This window comes from Pedococcus sp. KACC 23699, from assembly GCF_045348425.1.
In the GTDB taxonomy this organism is placed as follows: Bacteria; Actinomycetota; Actinomycetes; order Actinomycetales; family Dermatophilaceae; genus Pedococcus.
On the sequence record NZ_CP157483.1, the window covers coordinates 1,143,533 to 1,157,709 of the forward strand.

General features: G+C 70.4%; 12 protein-coding genes. 3 read left to right on the plus strand and 9 right to left on the minus strand.

All coding sequences use genetic code 11. The features are described 5' to 3' along the window. Positions 1 to 63: 63 nt before the first annotated feature. From ABEG17_RS05215 to metG, 8 genes are all read right to left on the minus strand, one after another. Positions 64 to 1,692: a hypothetical protein gene (locus tag ABEG17_RS05215; protein ID WP_406832226.1), complete on the minus strand. Its 1,629-nt coding sequence runs from the start codon at positions 1,690 to 1,692 to the stop codon at positions 64 to 66. Next, entirely contained in the window at positions 1,689 to 2,495 is an 807-nt protein-coding gene (locus ABEG17_RS05220; RefSeq protein ID WP_406832227.1) for a peptidoglycan-binding protein, read from the minus strand. The genes ABEG17_RS05215 and ABEG17_RS05220 overlap by 4 nt, the downstream gene beginning before the upstream one ends. Continuing rightward, on the minus strand, positions 2,495 to 3,952 hold the full coding sequence (locus ABEG17_RS05225) for a hypothetical protein (protein ID WP_406832228.1): 1,458 nt from the start codon (positions 3,950 to 3,952) through the stop codon (positions 2,495 to 2,497). Before ABEG17_RS05225 ends, ABEG17_RS05220 begins: the two co-directional genes overlap by 1 nt. Before the next feature lie 136 nt (positions 3,953 to 4,088). Beyond that, positions 4,089 to 4,865, minus strand: a complete 777-nt coding sequence (locus ABEG17_RS05230) for a BTAD domain-containing putative transcriptional regulator (RefSeq protein WP_406832229.1) — start codon at positions 4,863 to 4,865, stop codon at positions 4,089 to 4,091. 184 nt (positions 4,866 to 5,049) lie between these two features. Further along, positions 5,050 to 5,916, minus strand: a complete 867-nt coding sequence (rsmA, locus tag ABEG17_RS05235) for a 16S rRNA (adenine(1518)-N(6)/adenine(1519)-N(6))-dimethyltransferase RsmA (protein WP_406832230.1) — start codon at positions 5,914 to 5,916, stop codon at positions 5,050 to 5,052. Between the two features lie 111 nt (positions 5,917 to 6,027). Continuing rightward, complete coding sequence (locus ABEG17_RS05240) at positions 6,028 to 7,200, minus strand: ubiquitin-like domain-containing protein (RefSeq protein WP_406832231.1); 1,173 nt, start codon at positions 7,198 to 7,200, stop codon at positions 6,028 to 6,030. Between the two features lie 253 nt (positions 7,201 to 7,453). Further along, the gene (locus ABEG17_RS05245) at positions 7,454 to 8,317 is read right to left on the minus strand and encodes a TatD family hydrolase (RefSeq protein WP_406832232.1); all 864 of its coding nucleotides are present in this window, start codon (positions 8,315 to 8,317) and stop codon (positions 7,454 to 7,456) included. Beyond that, a complete protein-coding gene (metG, locus tag ABEG17_RS05250; RefSeq protein ID WP_406832233.1) occupies positions 8,304 to 10,136 on the minus strand; it encodes a methionine--tRNA ligase in 1,833 nt (610 codons plus the stop codon). Before metG ends, ABEG17_RS05245 begins: the two co-directional genes overlap by 14 nt. A gap of 149 nt (positions 10,137 to 10,285) precedes the next feature. Here metG and ABEG17_RS05255 point away from each other — a divergent pair, with 149 nt between their 5' ends. Together ABEG17_RS05255 and ABEG17_RS05260 are read left to right on the plus strand one after the other, a co-directional pair. Beyond that, entirely contained in the window at positions 10,286 to 10,885 is a 600-nt protein-coding gene (locus ABEG17_RS05255; protein ID WP_406832234.1) for a DUF4126 domain-containing protein, read from the plus strand. Between the two features lie 49 nt (positions 10,886 to 10,934). Further along, entirely contained in the window at positions 10,935 to 11,705 is a 771-nt protein-coding gene (locus ABEG17_RS05260) for a CPBP family intramembrane glutamic endopeptidase (RefSeq protein WP_406832235.1), read from the plus strand. A gap of 28 nt (positions 11,706 to 11,733) precedes the next feature. Here the strand turns inward: ABEG17_RS05260 and rsmI are convergent, their stop codons facing one another. Continuing rightward, the gene (gene rsmI / locus ABEG17_RS05265; protein WP_406832236.1) at positions 11,734 to 12,585 is read right to left on the minus strand and encodes a 16S rRNA (cytidine(1402)-2'-O)-methyltransferase; all 852 of its coding nucleotides are present in this window, start codon (positions 12,583 to 12,585) and stop codon (positions 11,734 to 11,736) included. A gap of 33 nt (positions 12,586 to 12,618) precedes the next feature. Between rsmI and ABEG17_RS05270 the strand changes: the two genes are divergently transcribed. After that, positions 12,619 to 14,175 (plus strand): dolichyl-phosphate-mannose--protein mannosyltransferase, encoded by a 1,557-nt coding sequence (locus tag ABEG17_RS05270; RefSeq protein ID WP_406832237.1) that lies wholly within the window; start codon positions 12,619 to 12,621, stop codon positions 14,173 to 14,175. Positions 14,176 to 14,177 lie beyond the last annotated feature (2 nt).

Here is a 14,177-nt window from a genome sequence, read left to right on the forward strand (position 1 = left end):
ACGGTCGGGGGCCCCTGCTGCGTCCTGGACACACACGCAGGACCGCCCGCCCCGGCCGCCGCCTCAGAAGTGCGACTTGAGCGTGCGCAGGACCCAGCCGAGGTGCTCGTCGGCCCACGCCAGGGTCTGCAGGCTCGAGTCGACGATCTGCGGCGGGAACCGCACGAGGGTGTCGCGCAGCACCAGGCGTCCGAAGTCGACCTGGACGGGGCCGGTTCGCAGCTCGCCGCCCGGGTGCCGGAAGGTCACCCCGGCGCCCTCCATGATCGCGATCATCTCCTGGGCGATGACGCCGTACGCCACCGTGGTCGGGTGCACGCCGTCCAACGAGAACAGGCCACCCTGGTCCCTGCCGCCGTGTCCGTCCCCGCTGATGAACCGTGAGTCGATCGGCGGCTGCAGGGCCTGGAGGGTCGGCGGCAGCGGGTAGGGCGTCCACCACGGCGGCCTCGCGTTCACGTCGTTGATGTAGCGGCGCGCGGCCAGGCGGTCGAGGATCCCCGCGATGTCGAGCAGGTACCAGTCCCGGGCCGTCCCGTCGCCACCACCACTGCGCTCCGTGCGGATCGCCTCGGTGATGTCCTCGTTGAAGAGGTCGATCGCGTAGTCGACGGCGCGTGCCTCGTCACCGGTGATGTGGAGGTCACGGCTGGCGTTGAAGGCTGCATCCGTGACCCACGGACGCCCGTAGTAGGGGAAGTAGCGCGACCCCGTGGCGATCTTCCCGCCGATGCCACGCGCGATCGGGGCGATCGTCACGTGCGGCACCGTGCACCAGATCACGTGCCGGGCCTTGATCTTGCGGACCTCGTCGACGACGAGCGCGAGCTCGGAGCGGAAGTGCTCCGGACGCCAGATCGTGTACTGCCCCTTGTCCGCGAGCGAGTCGTACCCCGGCCCGCTCCAGTGCACCGTGAGGTCGGTGACGGTCCGCAGGGCGTTGTTGGCGCCGAGGAACACGACGAGGGTCTCGATGCCCTGGTCGGTGTCGTCGTCCTTGTCCTCGCCGAGCCGGGCAGCCGCGTCGAACAACGTCAGGTCCCGATCGGCCGGTCCGCGAGGGTAGACCCGCAGCGCAGCGCGTTCGCTGTTGTTCTCCACGAGCTGCTGGACGAGGTCGTCCTTCGGCACGACGATCTGTGCCTCGAGCTGGTCGGCCGTCCAGTCGAGGGCGTCGCGCAGGTCCCACCCGTACACCGCCAGGGCGTGGTTGATCGCGCCGACGGTCGGGTAGACGCTCCCGGGGCCACGCTCCCAGTAGTCCTCAACGTCGTCCATGAACTGCCGCGCGCGGAACAGCGCCAGCGGGAGCTCCCAGAGGCTGATGTCCGAGCCCACCCGTGACTCCAGGTCCCGCAGCAGCAGCTCGAGGTTGATGGGCAGGCCACCCAGCCCGGCGTACCTGGGAAAGCGGAACGCGTCCAGCCACCCCAGCTCGTAGGCGATGATGGCGCCGTACGACAGGTCGGTGTTGAAGACCGCACCACTCTGGAAACCATGGGTCAGCGAGTCACCGACCACCACGAGGCGGTTGCGCGGTTCCCCTCGCCAGGTGGGCGGGGGCAGCGCCACGCCGACGGTCGGGTCGAAGCAGGGCTCTCTCGGGCCGGCGGACTTCGCCGCCTTGTCCTTCACCTCGCCCGGGGCGTCCTCGGGAACGGTCTCCTTGTCACCCACGACACGACTCGTCATCTGATCCTCCTGCGCGCCACGGTGAGCTTCCCGGCAGTCTTCGGGCCGTACTCGCCGTCGGGTATGAGGCCGCCTGCCCTCCCCTGGAACGTCCTGACCTCCCCGGTGGTCATCGGCCCGAAGTCGCCGTCGACCTCGAGCCGGGACCGCTGCACCGTGTTGAGGCAGCGCTGCAGCTGCCTGACGAGCACCCCACCGGACCCGCGCTTGAGCACCGGCAGACCCGGTGGCGCTCCGTCACCACCCGTCGCCGCCGCACGGGCGGGGGGCGCACCCGACGACCGCTGGCCGGGTGCCGACGGCCGGCCCGGCGCGATGTGCCGTCCCTGCGCCAGCGACTGGCTGGACGCCGCATACTCCGGTCTGCCGTAGCCGACGATCGTCGAGGCGTACCTCGCACGCCGCCGGCAGGCGTCGGAGGTGTTGCCCTCGATCGTGTAGACGACACCGTCTCGGACCCCGGTCACCAGACCGATGTGGTCGATGGCCCCGATCCGGTTCGTCTCGTCCCAGTCGAAGAAGACGATGTCGCCGCGGCGGATGCCGGCGATGTCGACGTGCCACTGCCCCTCGGTGCGGAACCGCTGCGCATGCCAGACGGTGAAGGCGTAGTCGTGTCCGAAGCACACGGCCACACCGTTCCCCGAGCTCATCGCCCAGTACGTGATGCTCTGGTCGCACCATGGCGCCGTCGCGAACACGGGCCCGTTGCGCTCGGAGTACCACCGCGTGATCGGGTTGGGCCGCCCGGTCAGCCCGAGTGACTGCTCCGCCGCACGCACCATCTCCTCTGCACCGGCCATCACGAGCTCCTGTCCTCGCCGACCACGTCGCCCGCGTCGGGCCGGTCGGCGGCGGAGCCGGCGGGGTCGGGGTCTGCGGCGGCGGAGCCGGCAGGGTCGGGGTCCGCAGGGACGGCAGGACCGGCGGGGTCGGCCGCTGGGCCGTCGGCGGCCGGCACCGGGCCGTCGGTCGTCGGAGCGCCATAGATCCCACTCGCGTTCGCCGGCCCGAACTCCTTCTCCAGGAGCTCTGCCTCCTCGGACTCGGTCTGGTCCGCGCGCGCGTTGCCGGTGTCGCGCAGCTGGTCGAACTGGTCCTGCTGCGTCGCCCCGTCGGGCTCGTCGACCGGCCGGTCCTTCTCCACGGCGCGCACCATGCCCGGCGACGCCGTCCCGGGGCTCGGCTCCTGCGGCGTGTCGAGGCCCGCACCGATGGCCTCCGTCGCCTCCGTCGCCCCCTCGGTCGCCGGCTGCGGCAGCCCTGAGGCGTTGGTGGGATCCGTCGGCGCCGGACCGGGCGGGACCACCCCCTTCGCGATGGGCGGCGGGGTGACCAGCTCTCCACCGGGCAGACCCTCCAGCAGGTCCGAGCCCCGCTTGTCCAACAGCCTGGTCAGCGCCTGCTGGGAGAAACCGAACAGCAGCGCGTACGCAAGGACCTGCCCCTGGTTGTCCAGGTTGGACAGCCCGGGGGCGAAGCCACCCTTGATGGCGACGAGACCGAGGATCGCCGTGAGGGCACCCAGGGGGACCTTGAGGACGGCCAACGCGACCGGCACGTCATACGGGGTGGACGTGCCCTTGAGGTTCCGGATCGACAGCGTGGCGGCGAACGCGCCCCCGAGGCCGCCCATGCCGGTCACGACCACCACGTCCGGCCACGTGGGTGTGGCCCCCTTCGCCATCTGCGACGGACAGCTCACCAGGTCCGCGGTGCTGTCGAAGCACAGCGGTATCCAGCTCGGGTGGGTCACGACGAAGCCGATGGTGATGCCGACGCTGACGATCAGGAACGCGGCTGCCATCAGGACGATGTTGCGAAAGCTGCGCAGCTGACCGTGCTCGAGGTCCAGCCTCTCGTAGCTGTCGCCGACCAGCCGGCGCATCCGTGGCCGCAACCGCAACCGCGGCAGGGCCGCCAGCTCCGCGACCGTGGCAAGGCGCGGGTCGTCCCGGTGCAGGGTCGAGTTGGCTCGGGCGACGACCATCGGGATCTCCGCGCGCAGCTCGGCGTCCGTGTAGAGGTCGAACATGGCACTGCGTGCCGAGTGCATGTTGCGGTATGCCGCCTCGACCAGCGTGCCTCGCCACCAGTTGGCGAGGCGGCCCGGGATGGGGTCGTCCCGGAAGGCCGCCGCACGGGCCTTGTCGATGAAGCCGTCGATCCCGAGCGCGATCATCTCCTGTGGCTCGGTCAGGTCCCCCCGGGCGCGTGCAGCGTCCACCCGCATCTTGAGGCGGTCCGTCTCGACCGCCACCTGCTGCACCCAGATCCGCCGCCGCGGCGCTGGGGACTCCGCACCATGCGCTGCACCCACGGGCCCCACCCCCGACACTCCTCCGGCGCGGCGCGCCCTGTGCCGCCCAGCGTGCCGGGGGCGTGTCACCCGAGCGTCACACCAGAGTCACGACCGACCCGTCGGGTCGTCCAGCACTCACCCGGCAGCCACGCAGCTGGGCCGTCATGAGGTCGGAGGGCCGGGCGCGGAGCTCACGCCCCAGCAGGTCGGCGTACCGCTCGTACTGACGCACCGCCTCCGCGATGTTGCCCTGCTGGAGGTGCACGGCGATCAGCAGCCGCTGCCCGCTCTCCCGCAAGGGGTCCGTCTCCACCAGGGTGAGGGCCACCTGCAGTGCCTCTCCGGTGCGGTGCTGCTCGAGGAGCGCAAGGCCGATGACGTCGAGCGAGTACAGGCGCAGCTGTCTGAACCGCTCGCGTTCGTCCACCACCCAGTCGTCGTACCAGCAGCTCAGCAGGTCGTGCCCCAGGCATCGCAACGCCTCGTCCACGTCCAGGAGCCCGGGGGGCGGCGTGCCCGTCACGAGGATGGCCCTGGTCTCGCGCAGCAGCCGGTGGAGGTCGACCTCGACGTCTTCGGCCAGGGACAGGCCGCCGGCACTCGTGCAGACCAGCGGTCGCCCCGGCGTCGACGGCATCCGCCAGAGGGCGCTGCGCAGGCTGGCTGCCGCGTGGTGCTCGTCAGCCTGGGGCCACAGGGTGGCGCCCACCTGCGCTCGCGGCACCCGGGTGCCGGCGAGGGCGAGCAGGCCGAGCAGGCGTTGGGAGGAGACCGGCATCCCGACTGGGACATCGTCGTACCTGAGCTCGAAGTCGCGGACCAGGGTCAGCGTGGCATTAGCCTGCGGAGGCGCATCCACGATGACGTCCATCGCCGGTCCTCACTTCCTCCGGCCGAGAAGAAGGCGCGTGAACTGTGGCGCCTGAGCGGGGCCGCGTGCAGCCGAGGCGGTCCTACGCACGGGAGCCCTACCACCCGAAACGCGTCGGTCTGCGTTTCGAACCATCGTAAACGCAGGCTGCGCAGCCGAAATACAGCAGATGACGCAGGCGACCTCAGCTGCCGAGGGCGGCACGTGCCGCGGCGATCGCGGCGAACTCCTCGATCCCGAGCTGCTCGCCGCGCGTCCGGGGGTCGATCCCCGCGGCCCGCAGGCACTCCTCCGCGTGGGGCGCCGAACCAGCCCAGCCGCTCAGCGCCGCCCGCAGCGTCTTGCGGCGCTGCGCGAACGCCGCGTCGATGCAGGTGAACGTGTCGCGTCGGGTGGCCTTCGTCGACGGGGCGGGACGTCGTTCGAGCAGCACCAGGCCCGACTCCACGTTGGGGACGGGCCAGAACACGCTGCGGGGCACGGTCCCGGCGAGCCGCACCGCGGCATACCAGGCTGCCTTGACGCTCGGGACGCCGTAGGCCTTGGACCCCGGCGTCGCGGCCAGGCGCTCGGCGACCTCGAGCTGCACCATGACGAGCACCCGCTCGAGCGTCGGGAAGGCCTCGAGGAAGTTGAGCACCACGGGCACCGACACGTTGTAGGGCAGGTTGGCGACCAGGGCCGTCGGCTGGGGGTCGGGCAGCTCGCGCACCTGCATCGCGTCCGCGTGGACGAGGGTGAGCCGGTCGGCGTATGCCGGTGCGAGCCGGCTCACGGTGCCCGGCAGGGCCTGCGCGAGCGTCGGGTCCACCTCGACGGCCGTCACGTGACCCACCTCGGGCAGCAGCGCCAGGGTGAGCGAGCCGAGCCCGGGGCCGACCTCGACCACGACGTCGTCCTGCCCCACCCCGGCGATGCGCACGATGCGCTTGACCGTGTTGGCGTCGACGACGAAGTTCTGGCCCCACTGCTTGGTCGGCCGCATCCCGAGGCCGGCGGCGATCTCGCGGATCTGGGAGGCCCCGAGGAAACCGCTGGTCTGCTCCGCCATGCCGAGAACTCTAGGGGAGGCCGTTCCCACCCCTGGACACGACAGCGCCCCCGACCGGGAAGGTCAGGGGCGCTGGTCGTGCAGCAAGGCGTCAGGCGACACCGAGGCGGATCAGGCTGCGTGCGCGCACTGCCACGGGCCGAGGCCCGCCTTGGCGTAGTAGCGGTTCGCCACCGTGATCTGCTCTGCGCGGGAGGCAAGGTCGGGACGCGACGCGAAGTCGCTGCCACCGTTGGCGTTCCAGGACGGGATGTCGAACTGCAGTCCGCCGTAGTAGCCGTTGCCGGTGTTGATCGACCAGTTGCCGGTCGACTCGCACTGGGCGATGCGGTCCCACATCGCGGCGTTCGACAGGTTGATCCCTGCACCCGAGGTGCGGCCCGCGCTCGGCGCGGGTGCAGCTTGGGGCTTCGGTGCGGGCCGCGCCTTGGTGCCGATGGCGACGACACGGGCGACCGGGCGCTTGCTCACGACGGTGGAGAGCTTCTTCTTGCTCTCGACCTTGCCGTCGACCGTGGTGATGGCCCAGGTGGTGACCTTGGCGCCGTCGGATCCGGCGGTGACGACCTTGCTCTGACCCTTGTAGAGGGCCGAGTCGTTCGTGCGGGTGACCGGAGCGGCGATCGCCTCGGTGGACTTCGCCTGCTTGGCCGAGACGCGCAGGACGGCGATCTTCAGGCCCTTCGTCACCGGACGTGCCGGGCCGGGGGCCACGCGATCGTTGCCGTCCACGGAGACGCCGAGCTCCTTGAGCGCCGCACCGACGGTGGTGCCGGTCGTGGTCTCGGTGAGGTTCTTGCCGTCCACGCGGACGACGACGTCCTTCGGCGTGGTCACGGACAGCGCCAGCCCCTGACGACCGAGGGTCATCGAGCGTGACGTGGAGAGCTTGGCGGAGTCGGCGCGGATGCCGAGCTCCTGCAGGGCCCCGTCGACCGTGGTCGCCGTGGTCCAGTAGTCACGCGTGGCGCCGTCGACGGTCACGGTGAGCTTGCGTCCGTAGCGGACGACGATCTTCTGCCCATCGGACACCTTGGCGTCCGGGGCCGGCACGACGACGTCGTGCTGGTTGACGGTGATGCCCTGCTTCTTGAGGACGTCACCCACCGTTCCGCCAAAGGCGTGGACGGAGGAGGTCTTGCCGTCGACCGAGACGGTGACGGACTTGTCGAGGTGCGAGACGCCAACGGCTCCGGCGACGAGGGACGTCACCACCGCGGCTTGGGCGATACGCCGAACGGGACGGGTGATCACAATGCTCCAGTGGTCGATCTCCCCGGGCATCGGTGGGGCGTCGCGTCCTGCCGAAGGGATTCACCGGCAAAGAAAGAGGGGCGCCCGGGTCCGCCAGAAACTCGACGGATTGAGCACCCCCGCTCGCGTCACCCGAGGGTCCGACCCCGGCCAACAGTCACCAACCATGACCGCCGATCCCGCAAAGGTCAACTTTTGATAACGGAAGCTCCATCTCTTGGCCAAGGACAAGCGGGACACTCGCCACAGGAGTAACGGCCCTGTCAGCGACCCCGAAACCGGCTCACCAGGGCCCGTAGACCGTCTCGGAGGTGTCGCTCAGGGCCTGGCAGAGGATCGGGACCGCGACCCCCAGGACCCCCGCCATCGCCCGGACCGTGAGGGGCACGAGGTATGGCGCGTTGGTCGCCCCGCGCCACGGCGCCGGAGTGAGGTACGGAGCGTCCGTCTCGACGAGCAGGCGGTCCAGCGGCGTGACCGCGAGCGCATCGCGCAGCCCCTTGGCGTTCTTGAAGGTGACGGTGCCCGCGAAGGACAGGAAGTAGCCCCGCTCGGCACACTCGCGGGCCATGGCCATGCCACCGGAGAAGCAGTGCAGGACGGTCTTCTCCGGTGCGCCCTCCTCGGCGAGGATCCGCAGCACGTCGTCGTGGGCGTCACGGTCGTGGATCTGCAGCGCCTTGCCTGTGCGCTTGGCCAGGTCGATGTGCCAACGGAACGAATCCTGTTGCACCCCAACACCTTCGGGCCCAGTCCGGTAGTAGTCGAGCCCGGTTTCACCGATCACCCTGACCCTGGGGTGGGCCGCCAGCCGCTCGATCTCGTCGTAGGCCGACTGCAGCTCGCCAGCCTCGGCCAGACGGGGCGCCTCGTTGGGGTGCAGTGCCACGCCCCCGAGCATCGCCGGGTGCTCGTCGATGACCTCGACGGTGAACCGGGCCCCCGGCAGGTCGCAGCCGATCTGGACCATCCGGTCGACCCCCACCTCGGCCGCGCGCGCGACGGCGGCAGCCACGTCCGGGGCCGGCTCGCCGTCACGGGCGATGTCGAGGTGGGTGTGGTTGTCGACGACCGGGATGGGCAGCGGGTCGGGCGCGGTCGGCACCCTCCCGTGGCCGGAACGGGCCGGCGGGTCAGCCTTCGCCATCGGCCCCGTCTTCGCCGTCGCCCTCGAGCCGCCTCAGCTCGTCCGCGACCACCGACTCGTCGAGCTTGGTGAACACCGGTGTGGGCTTCGCCACACCGGCACCGACGACCACGGGACGGGACTCCCAGCGCGGCGTCGAGGTGTACTCACCCGTGACGACCGGGTAGCTGCGCCCCTCGTCGCCCACGTCGAGGCCCGGCACCTCCTTGACGACCGGCATGGGCATGAACTCGCCCTCGCCCCCGATCGCGAGGTGCACGGCGTTGGAGGAGTGCGGCAGGAACGGGCTCATGACCGTGTTGAGGTCGCTCACGCACTGCACGAGCGTGTGCAGCACGGTCGCGAGGCGGACCCGCTGGTCCTCACCCTTGAGCTTGAACGGCTCGGTGTCGGTGACGTACTTGTTCACCTCGCCGACCGTGCGCATCGCCTCGGACACCGCTGCCTTGATGCGTTGGCGGCCCAGCAGGTCGCCCACCGTGTCGAAGGACGCCAGCACCTTGGCGCGGACGGCCTCGTCGACCGGCTCGAGCGGACCCGGCTCGGGGATCTCACCGAAGTTCTTGGCGACCATGGCCGCCGTGCGGTTGACGAGGTTGCCCCAGCCCGCGACGAGCTCGGAGTTGTTGCGCTGGACGAACTCGGCCCAGGTGAAGTTGGAGTCCTGGTTCTCCGGCCCGGCCGCACAGATGAAGTAGCGGATGGCGTCGGGCCCGTAGCGCTCGAGCACGTCGCGGATGTGGATGACGTAGCCGCGTGAGGTGGAGAACTGCTTGCCCTCCATCGTCAGGTACTCGCTCGAGACCACCTCGGTGGGCAGGTTCAGCTGCCCGAACGCCCCGGGCTCGCCACCCTTGTCGCCACGCCCCGCATACGCGAGCAGCTCGGCCGGCCAGATCTGGGAGTGGAAGGTGATGTTGTCCTTGCCCATGAAGTAGTAGGACACGGCCTCCGGGTCGTTCCACCACTCACGCCAGCGCTCGGGCTCACCGAGGCGCCGCGCCCACTCGACCGAAGCCGACAGGTAGCCGATGACCGCGTCGAACCAGACGTAGAGCCGCTTGGCCGGCTGGTCGCTCCAGCCTTCGAGAGGCACGGGGATGCCCCAGTCGATGTCGCGCGTCATCGCCCGCGGCCGGATGTCGTCGAGGATGTTGAGGCTGAACTTGATGACGTTCGGACGCCACGTGCCGCTGGCCTCACGCCCCTCGAGCCACTCCCGCAGCGCGCCCGCGAGCGCGGGCAGGTCGAGGAAGAAGTGCTGGGTCTCGATGAACTCCGGGGTCTCGCCGTTGATCTTCGACCTCGGGTTGATCAGGTCGGTCGGCTCGAGCTGGTTGCCGCAGTTGTCGCACTGGTCGCCGCGGGCCTCGGGGTAGGAGCAGATGGGGCAGGTGCCCTCGATGTAGCGGTCGGGCAGGGTGCGGCCCGTCGACGGGGAGATCGCACCCCGGGTCGTCTGCTCGACCATGTAGCCGTTCTTCCAGACCTGCGTGAACAGCTCCTGGGCGACGGAGTAGTGGTTGGCCGTGGTCGTGCGGGTGTAGAGGTCGTAGGAGCAGCCGAGGTCGGCGAGCTCGGTGGCGATGATCGCGTGGTTGCGGTCCACCAGCTCGCGAGCGGTCACGCCCTCCTGGTCGGCGAGGACGAGGATCGGGGTGCCGTGCTCGTCGGAGCCGCTGACCATGAGCACGTCATGGCCTGCCATCCGCATGTAGCGGCTGAACACGTCGGACGGCACGGCAAACCCGGCCACGTGGCCCAGGTGGCGGGGGCCGTTGGCGTACGGCCAGGCGACGGCGGAGAGGACTTTGCTCACGACGTGAATCCTAGGGGTGTGGCGCAACCTTCTTGAGGCCGCGTACGGCGTCGCAGAGCCCGATACCTCGCGCCGGTGGGCCGCGTCGAGTAGACAGTCACCTGACAGTGACCAGACCGGTGCACCGGACCGACCACGGAGGTCTGCCGATGATCGCAGCGCTCACCGGCATGGGGCTGTCCGCAGCGGCCGGCCTCAACGCCTACATCCCGTTCCTGCTCGTGGCGCTCATCGCCAGGTTCAGCGACGTCATCACGCTCCCCCAGTCCTACGCCTGGATCGAGTCCTGGTGGGCCATCGGCATCGGCGTCCTGCTGCTGCTCACCGAGGTGGTCCTCGACAAGGTCCCTGCCGTCGACACCGTCAACGACGCGGTGCAGACCTTCATCCGGCCGAGCATGGGAGGGCTCGTCTTCGCCGCCACCTCGGCGGCGGGCGAGGTGGACCGCTCGAGCTGGATGACCGGCCACCCGTGGGTGGGTGTCGTGCTCGGGGTCGTCGTCTCCGGTCTCGTGCACACGGGCAAGACCGCAGCCCGGCCCGTCATCAACGCCGGCACGCTCGGCTTCGGCGCACCCGTCGCCTCGACGGTCGAGGACGGGGCCTCGGTCGGCCTCAGCCTCGTCGCGGTGTTCCTGCCCGTGCTCGTCGTCGTCCTCCTGGTCGCCCTGGCCGCCCTGCTCCTGTGGCTCTGGCGGGCAGCGCGGCGTCGACGTCGTCGGCGCGATCGTCGCGCCGCCCTCGTGTGAGCCGCGGGTCGGTCGTGCCGTGCCTAGGGTCCGCCGACAGACTGGGCCCATGACCGTCGCCGCCGCCCCGCGCTCGCGCCGCTCGCTGGTCACCGAGACGGTGCTGGTCCTGGGGGTGAGCCTGGGCGCGTCCGCGGTGTGGTCTCTCTTGTCGATCATCAACAAGCTCACCCAGCAGCGCGCGCTCAACCAGCAGACCACGGCGATGAACTCCTCGGTGACCCCGGACCGGCCGTGGCTCGACCTGGCCTACCAGCTCGTCGGCTTCGTCATCGCGCTCGTCCCCGTGGCCCTGGCGATCCACCTGCTGCGTCGCGACCGCCCCGACGCCACGCACGCCATCGGTGCCGACCTGCGCCAACCCGCCCGGGACCTCGGGCTCGGACTGCTCCTCGCCGCCGCCGTGGGGCTGCCCGGGCTGGCGCTGTATGCCGCCGCGAAGGCCTTCGGATTCAACACCACCATCGCCGCTGCGAACCTCTCCGACCACTGGTGGACCGTGCCCGTGCTGGTCCTCGCGGCCGTCCAGAACGCCGTGCTCGAAGAGGTCATCATGATCGGCTACCTCTTCACCCGGTGGCGCCAGGCCGGCTGGTCGACCCCCGCGATCATCGTCACCTCGGCCCTGATCCGTGGCTCCTACCACCTCTACCAGGGCTTCGGAGGGTTCGCCGGCAACCTCGCCATGGGGCTGTTCTTCGGCTGGGTCTACACGCGCACCAAGCGGGTCGCCCCCCTCGTGGTCGCGCACACGGTCCTCGACATCGTGGCCTTCGTCGGCTACGCCCTCCTCAAGGACCACCTGTCCTGGTTGACCTGAGGCCGGGGCGCGAGCACCACCGCCGGGGTCAGCGCTCGGCGAGGTACCCGTCGTACAACGACTTCTTCGACAGGCCCGTGGTCGCCGCGACGTCGGCACACACGTCCTTGAGCCGCTCCCCTGCCGTGACCCGCTCCCGTATGGCGGGCAGCGCCTCCTCGACGGACGTCACCCGCGGGGTCGCGCCAGCGACGACGACGGTGATCTCCCCGCGCACACCAGCCGCAGCCCACTCGGCGAGCTCGCCGACCCCGCCGCGTCGGACCTCTTCGTAGGTCTTGGTCAGCTCACGGCAGACCGCCGCCCGCCGGTCGGGACCCCAGGCCTCGGCCATGGCGCGCAGGCTCACCTCGATGCGGTGAGGGGCCTCGAAGAACACCATCGTGCGGCGCTCGTCCGCGAGCGCCGCCAGGGTCCGCGCCCGCTCACCCCCCTTGCGTGGCAGGAACCCCTCGAAGCAGAAGCGGTCGACGGGCAGGCCCGAGACCGCGAGCGCCATGAGCACCGCGCTCGGACCGGGCACGCAGGTCACCCGGATGCCGGCAGCCACCGCCGCGTCGACGAGGCGGTACCCCGGGTCCGACACGGACGGCATACCGGCGTCGGTGACGACCACCACCCGCTCACCCGCGCGGAGCCGCTCGACGAGCTCGGGGGTGCGGGCCGCCTCGTTGTGCTCGTGGTAGCTGAGGACCGAGCCCGCGGGCGACACCCCCAGGTCGGCGCACAGCCGTCGCAGCCGCCGGGTGTCCTCGGCGGCCACCACATCGGCGCCGAGGATCTCCCGGGCGAGCCGCGGGGCCGCGTCGCTGGGGTCGCCGATGGGGGTCGCCGCGAGGACGAGGACTCCTGCCTTCGGCTGTGCTGTCACAGGTGTCATCTTGTCAGGCTCTGTGTGCATACGATGGCGCGCATGACCCGGACCGACGAGCTGCGATCACGGCTGCTCGGGTTCCGGCCCACCGACACGTTGTGGGGCTGGCTGGGTCCGCTCTTCTTCGCCGTCGTCGGCGGAGTCATGCGCTTCTGGTCCCTCGACCGACCGCACCAGCTGGTCTTCGACGAGACCTACTACGTCAAGCAGGGCGTCTCGATGCTCCAGTACGGCGTGGAGATGCGGGTCCCCGGCACGATCAAGAAACCGGACGAGCTGTTCACCCGCGGCACCCCCGACGTGTTCGGCACCGAGGGTGACCTCGTCGTCCATCCCCCGGTCGGCAAGTGGGTCATCGCCGTCGGGGAGCACCTGTTCGGGCAGACCTCCTCGTGGGGCTGGCGCTTCTCGGTGTGCGTCCTCGGCACCTTGTCCATCCTCATGATCGGTCGCGCCGCCCGACGGCTGTTCGGCTCCTCCCTGCTCGGCACGATCGCGGCGTTCCTGCTGGCCTTCGAGGGCCACCACTTCGTCCAGTCCCGCACGGGGCTGCTCGACCTCATCGTCATGTTCTGGGCGCTGGCAGCGTTCTGCGCCCTGCTCATCGACCGTGACCGGTCCCGGGAGATCCTCGCCGAGAAGGTCGCCGCCCTGACGCCGCGCCAGCTGGCGACCGGTCTGGGCCCCTGGCTCGGCTGGCGTCCCTGGCGGTGGGTGGCCGCCGTCTGCCTGGGCCTGTGTACCGGCACCAAGTGGTCGGGACTGTTCTTCCTCGTGGCGTTCGGCCTGATGACGGTGTTCTGGGACCTCGGGGCGCGGCGCGCGGTCGGGGTACGGCACTGGTTCTCGGCGATGGTGGTCAAGGACGGCCTCTGGGCCGCCGGGGTCATGGTCGGCCTGACGCTCGTCACCTACCTCGTGTCATGGGTCGGCTGGTTCCGATCCCCCCTCGGCTACGACCGCACCTGGGGTGCGGTGCACCCGTCGAAGGACACCCCCTGGGTCCCTGACGCGGTGCGCTCCTTGTGGCACTACCACCAGGAGATCTACATCTTCCACGTCAACCTCCACGACAACCACCCGTACCGGACCAACCCGTGGTCCTGGGTGGTCCAGGGGCGTCCGACGTCGTTCTTCTACGAGGGACCCAAGCAGGGGCAGGACGGGTGCACGGTCGCCCAGTGCTCCAAGGCGATCACGTCGATCGGTACCGTCTCGATCTGGTGGCTCGGAGCGGCGGCGATCTTCGTCCTGGCCTACTACTGGCTGTTCCGCCGCGACTGGCGAGCCGGCGGCATCCTCGCCGGCCTGGCCGGTGGCTACCTGCCGTGGTTCAGCCTCGAGGAGCGCACCATCTACTCCTTCTACACGGTCGCCTTCGAGCCGTGGATCATCCTCGCGGTCGTGTTCGTGCTGGGGCTGTGCCTGGGCAAACGGACCGACTCCCGGCTCAGGCGTGAGATCGGCCTCTACGCCGTCGGCGCCTACTGCCTCCTGACGCTCGCGCTGTTCGCCTTCTTCTGGCCGATCTACACCGCGCAGGTCATCCCCCAGGACCAGTGGTCCCTGCGGATGTGGTTCCCGAGCTGGGTCTGAGG

Coding starts and splice junctions, on each gene's coding strand:
- ABEG17_RS05230 (WP_406832229.1), bottom strand. CDS start 4,865: ATGGACGTCATCGTGGATGCGCCTCCGCAGGCTAATGCCACGCTGACC.
- ABEG17_RS05260 (WP_406832235.1), top strand. CDS start 10,935: ATGACCGTCGCCGCCGCCCCGCGCTCGCGCCGCTCGCTGGTCACCGAG.
- ABEG17_RS05215 (WP_406832226.1), bottom strand. CDS start 1,692: ATGACGAGTCGTGTCGTGGGTGACAAGGAGACCGTTCCCGAGGACGCC.
- ABEG17_RS05240 (WP_406832231.1), bottom strand. CDS start 7,200: ATGCCCGGGGAGATCGACCACTGGAGCATTGTGATCACCCGTCCCGTT.
- rsmA (WP_406832230.1), bottom strand. CDS start 5,916: ATGGCGGAGCAGACCAGCGGTTTCCTCGGGGCCTCCCAGATCCGCGAG.
- ABEG17_RS05220 (WP_406832227.1), bottom strand. CDS start 2,495: ATGGCCGGTGCAGAGGAGATGGTGCGTGCGGCGGAGCAGTCACTCGGG.
- ABEG17_RS05245 (WP_406832232.1), bottom strand. CDS start 8,317: ATGGCGAAGGCTGACCCGCCGGCCCGTTCCGGCCACGGGAGGGTGCCG.
- ABEG17_RS05270 (WP_406832237.1), top strand. CDS start 12,619: ATGACCCGGACCGACGAGCTGCGATCACGGCTGCTCGGGTTCCGGCCC.
- ABEG17_RS05255 (WP_406832234.1), top strand. CDS start 10,286: ATGATCGCAGCGCTCACCGGCATGGGGCTGTCCGCAGCGGCCGGCCTC.
- rsmI (WP_406832236.1), bottom strand. CDS start 12,585: ATGACACCTGTGACAGCACAGCCGAAGGCAGGAGTCCTCGTCCTCGCG.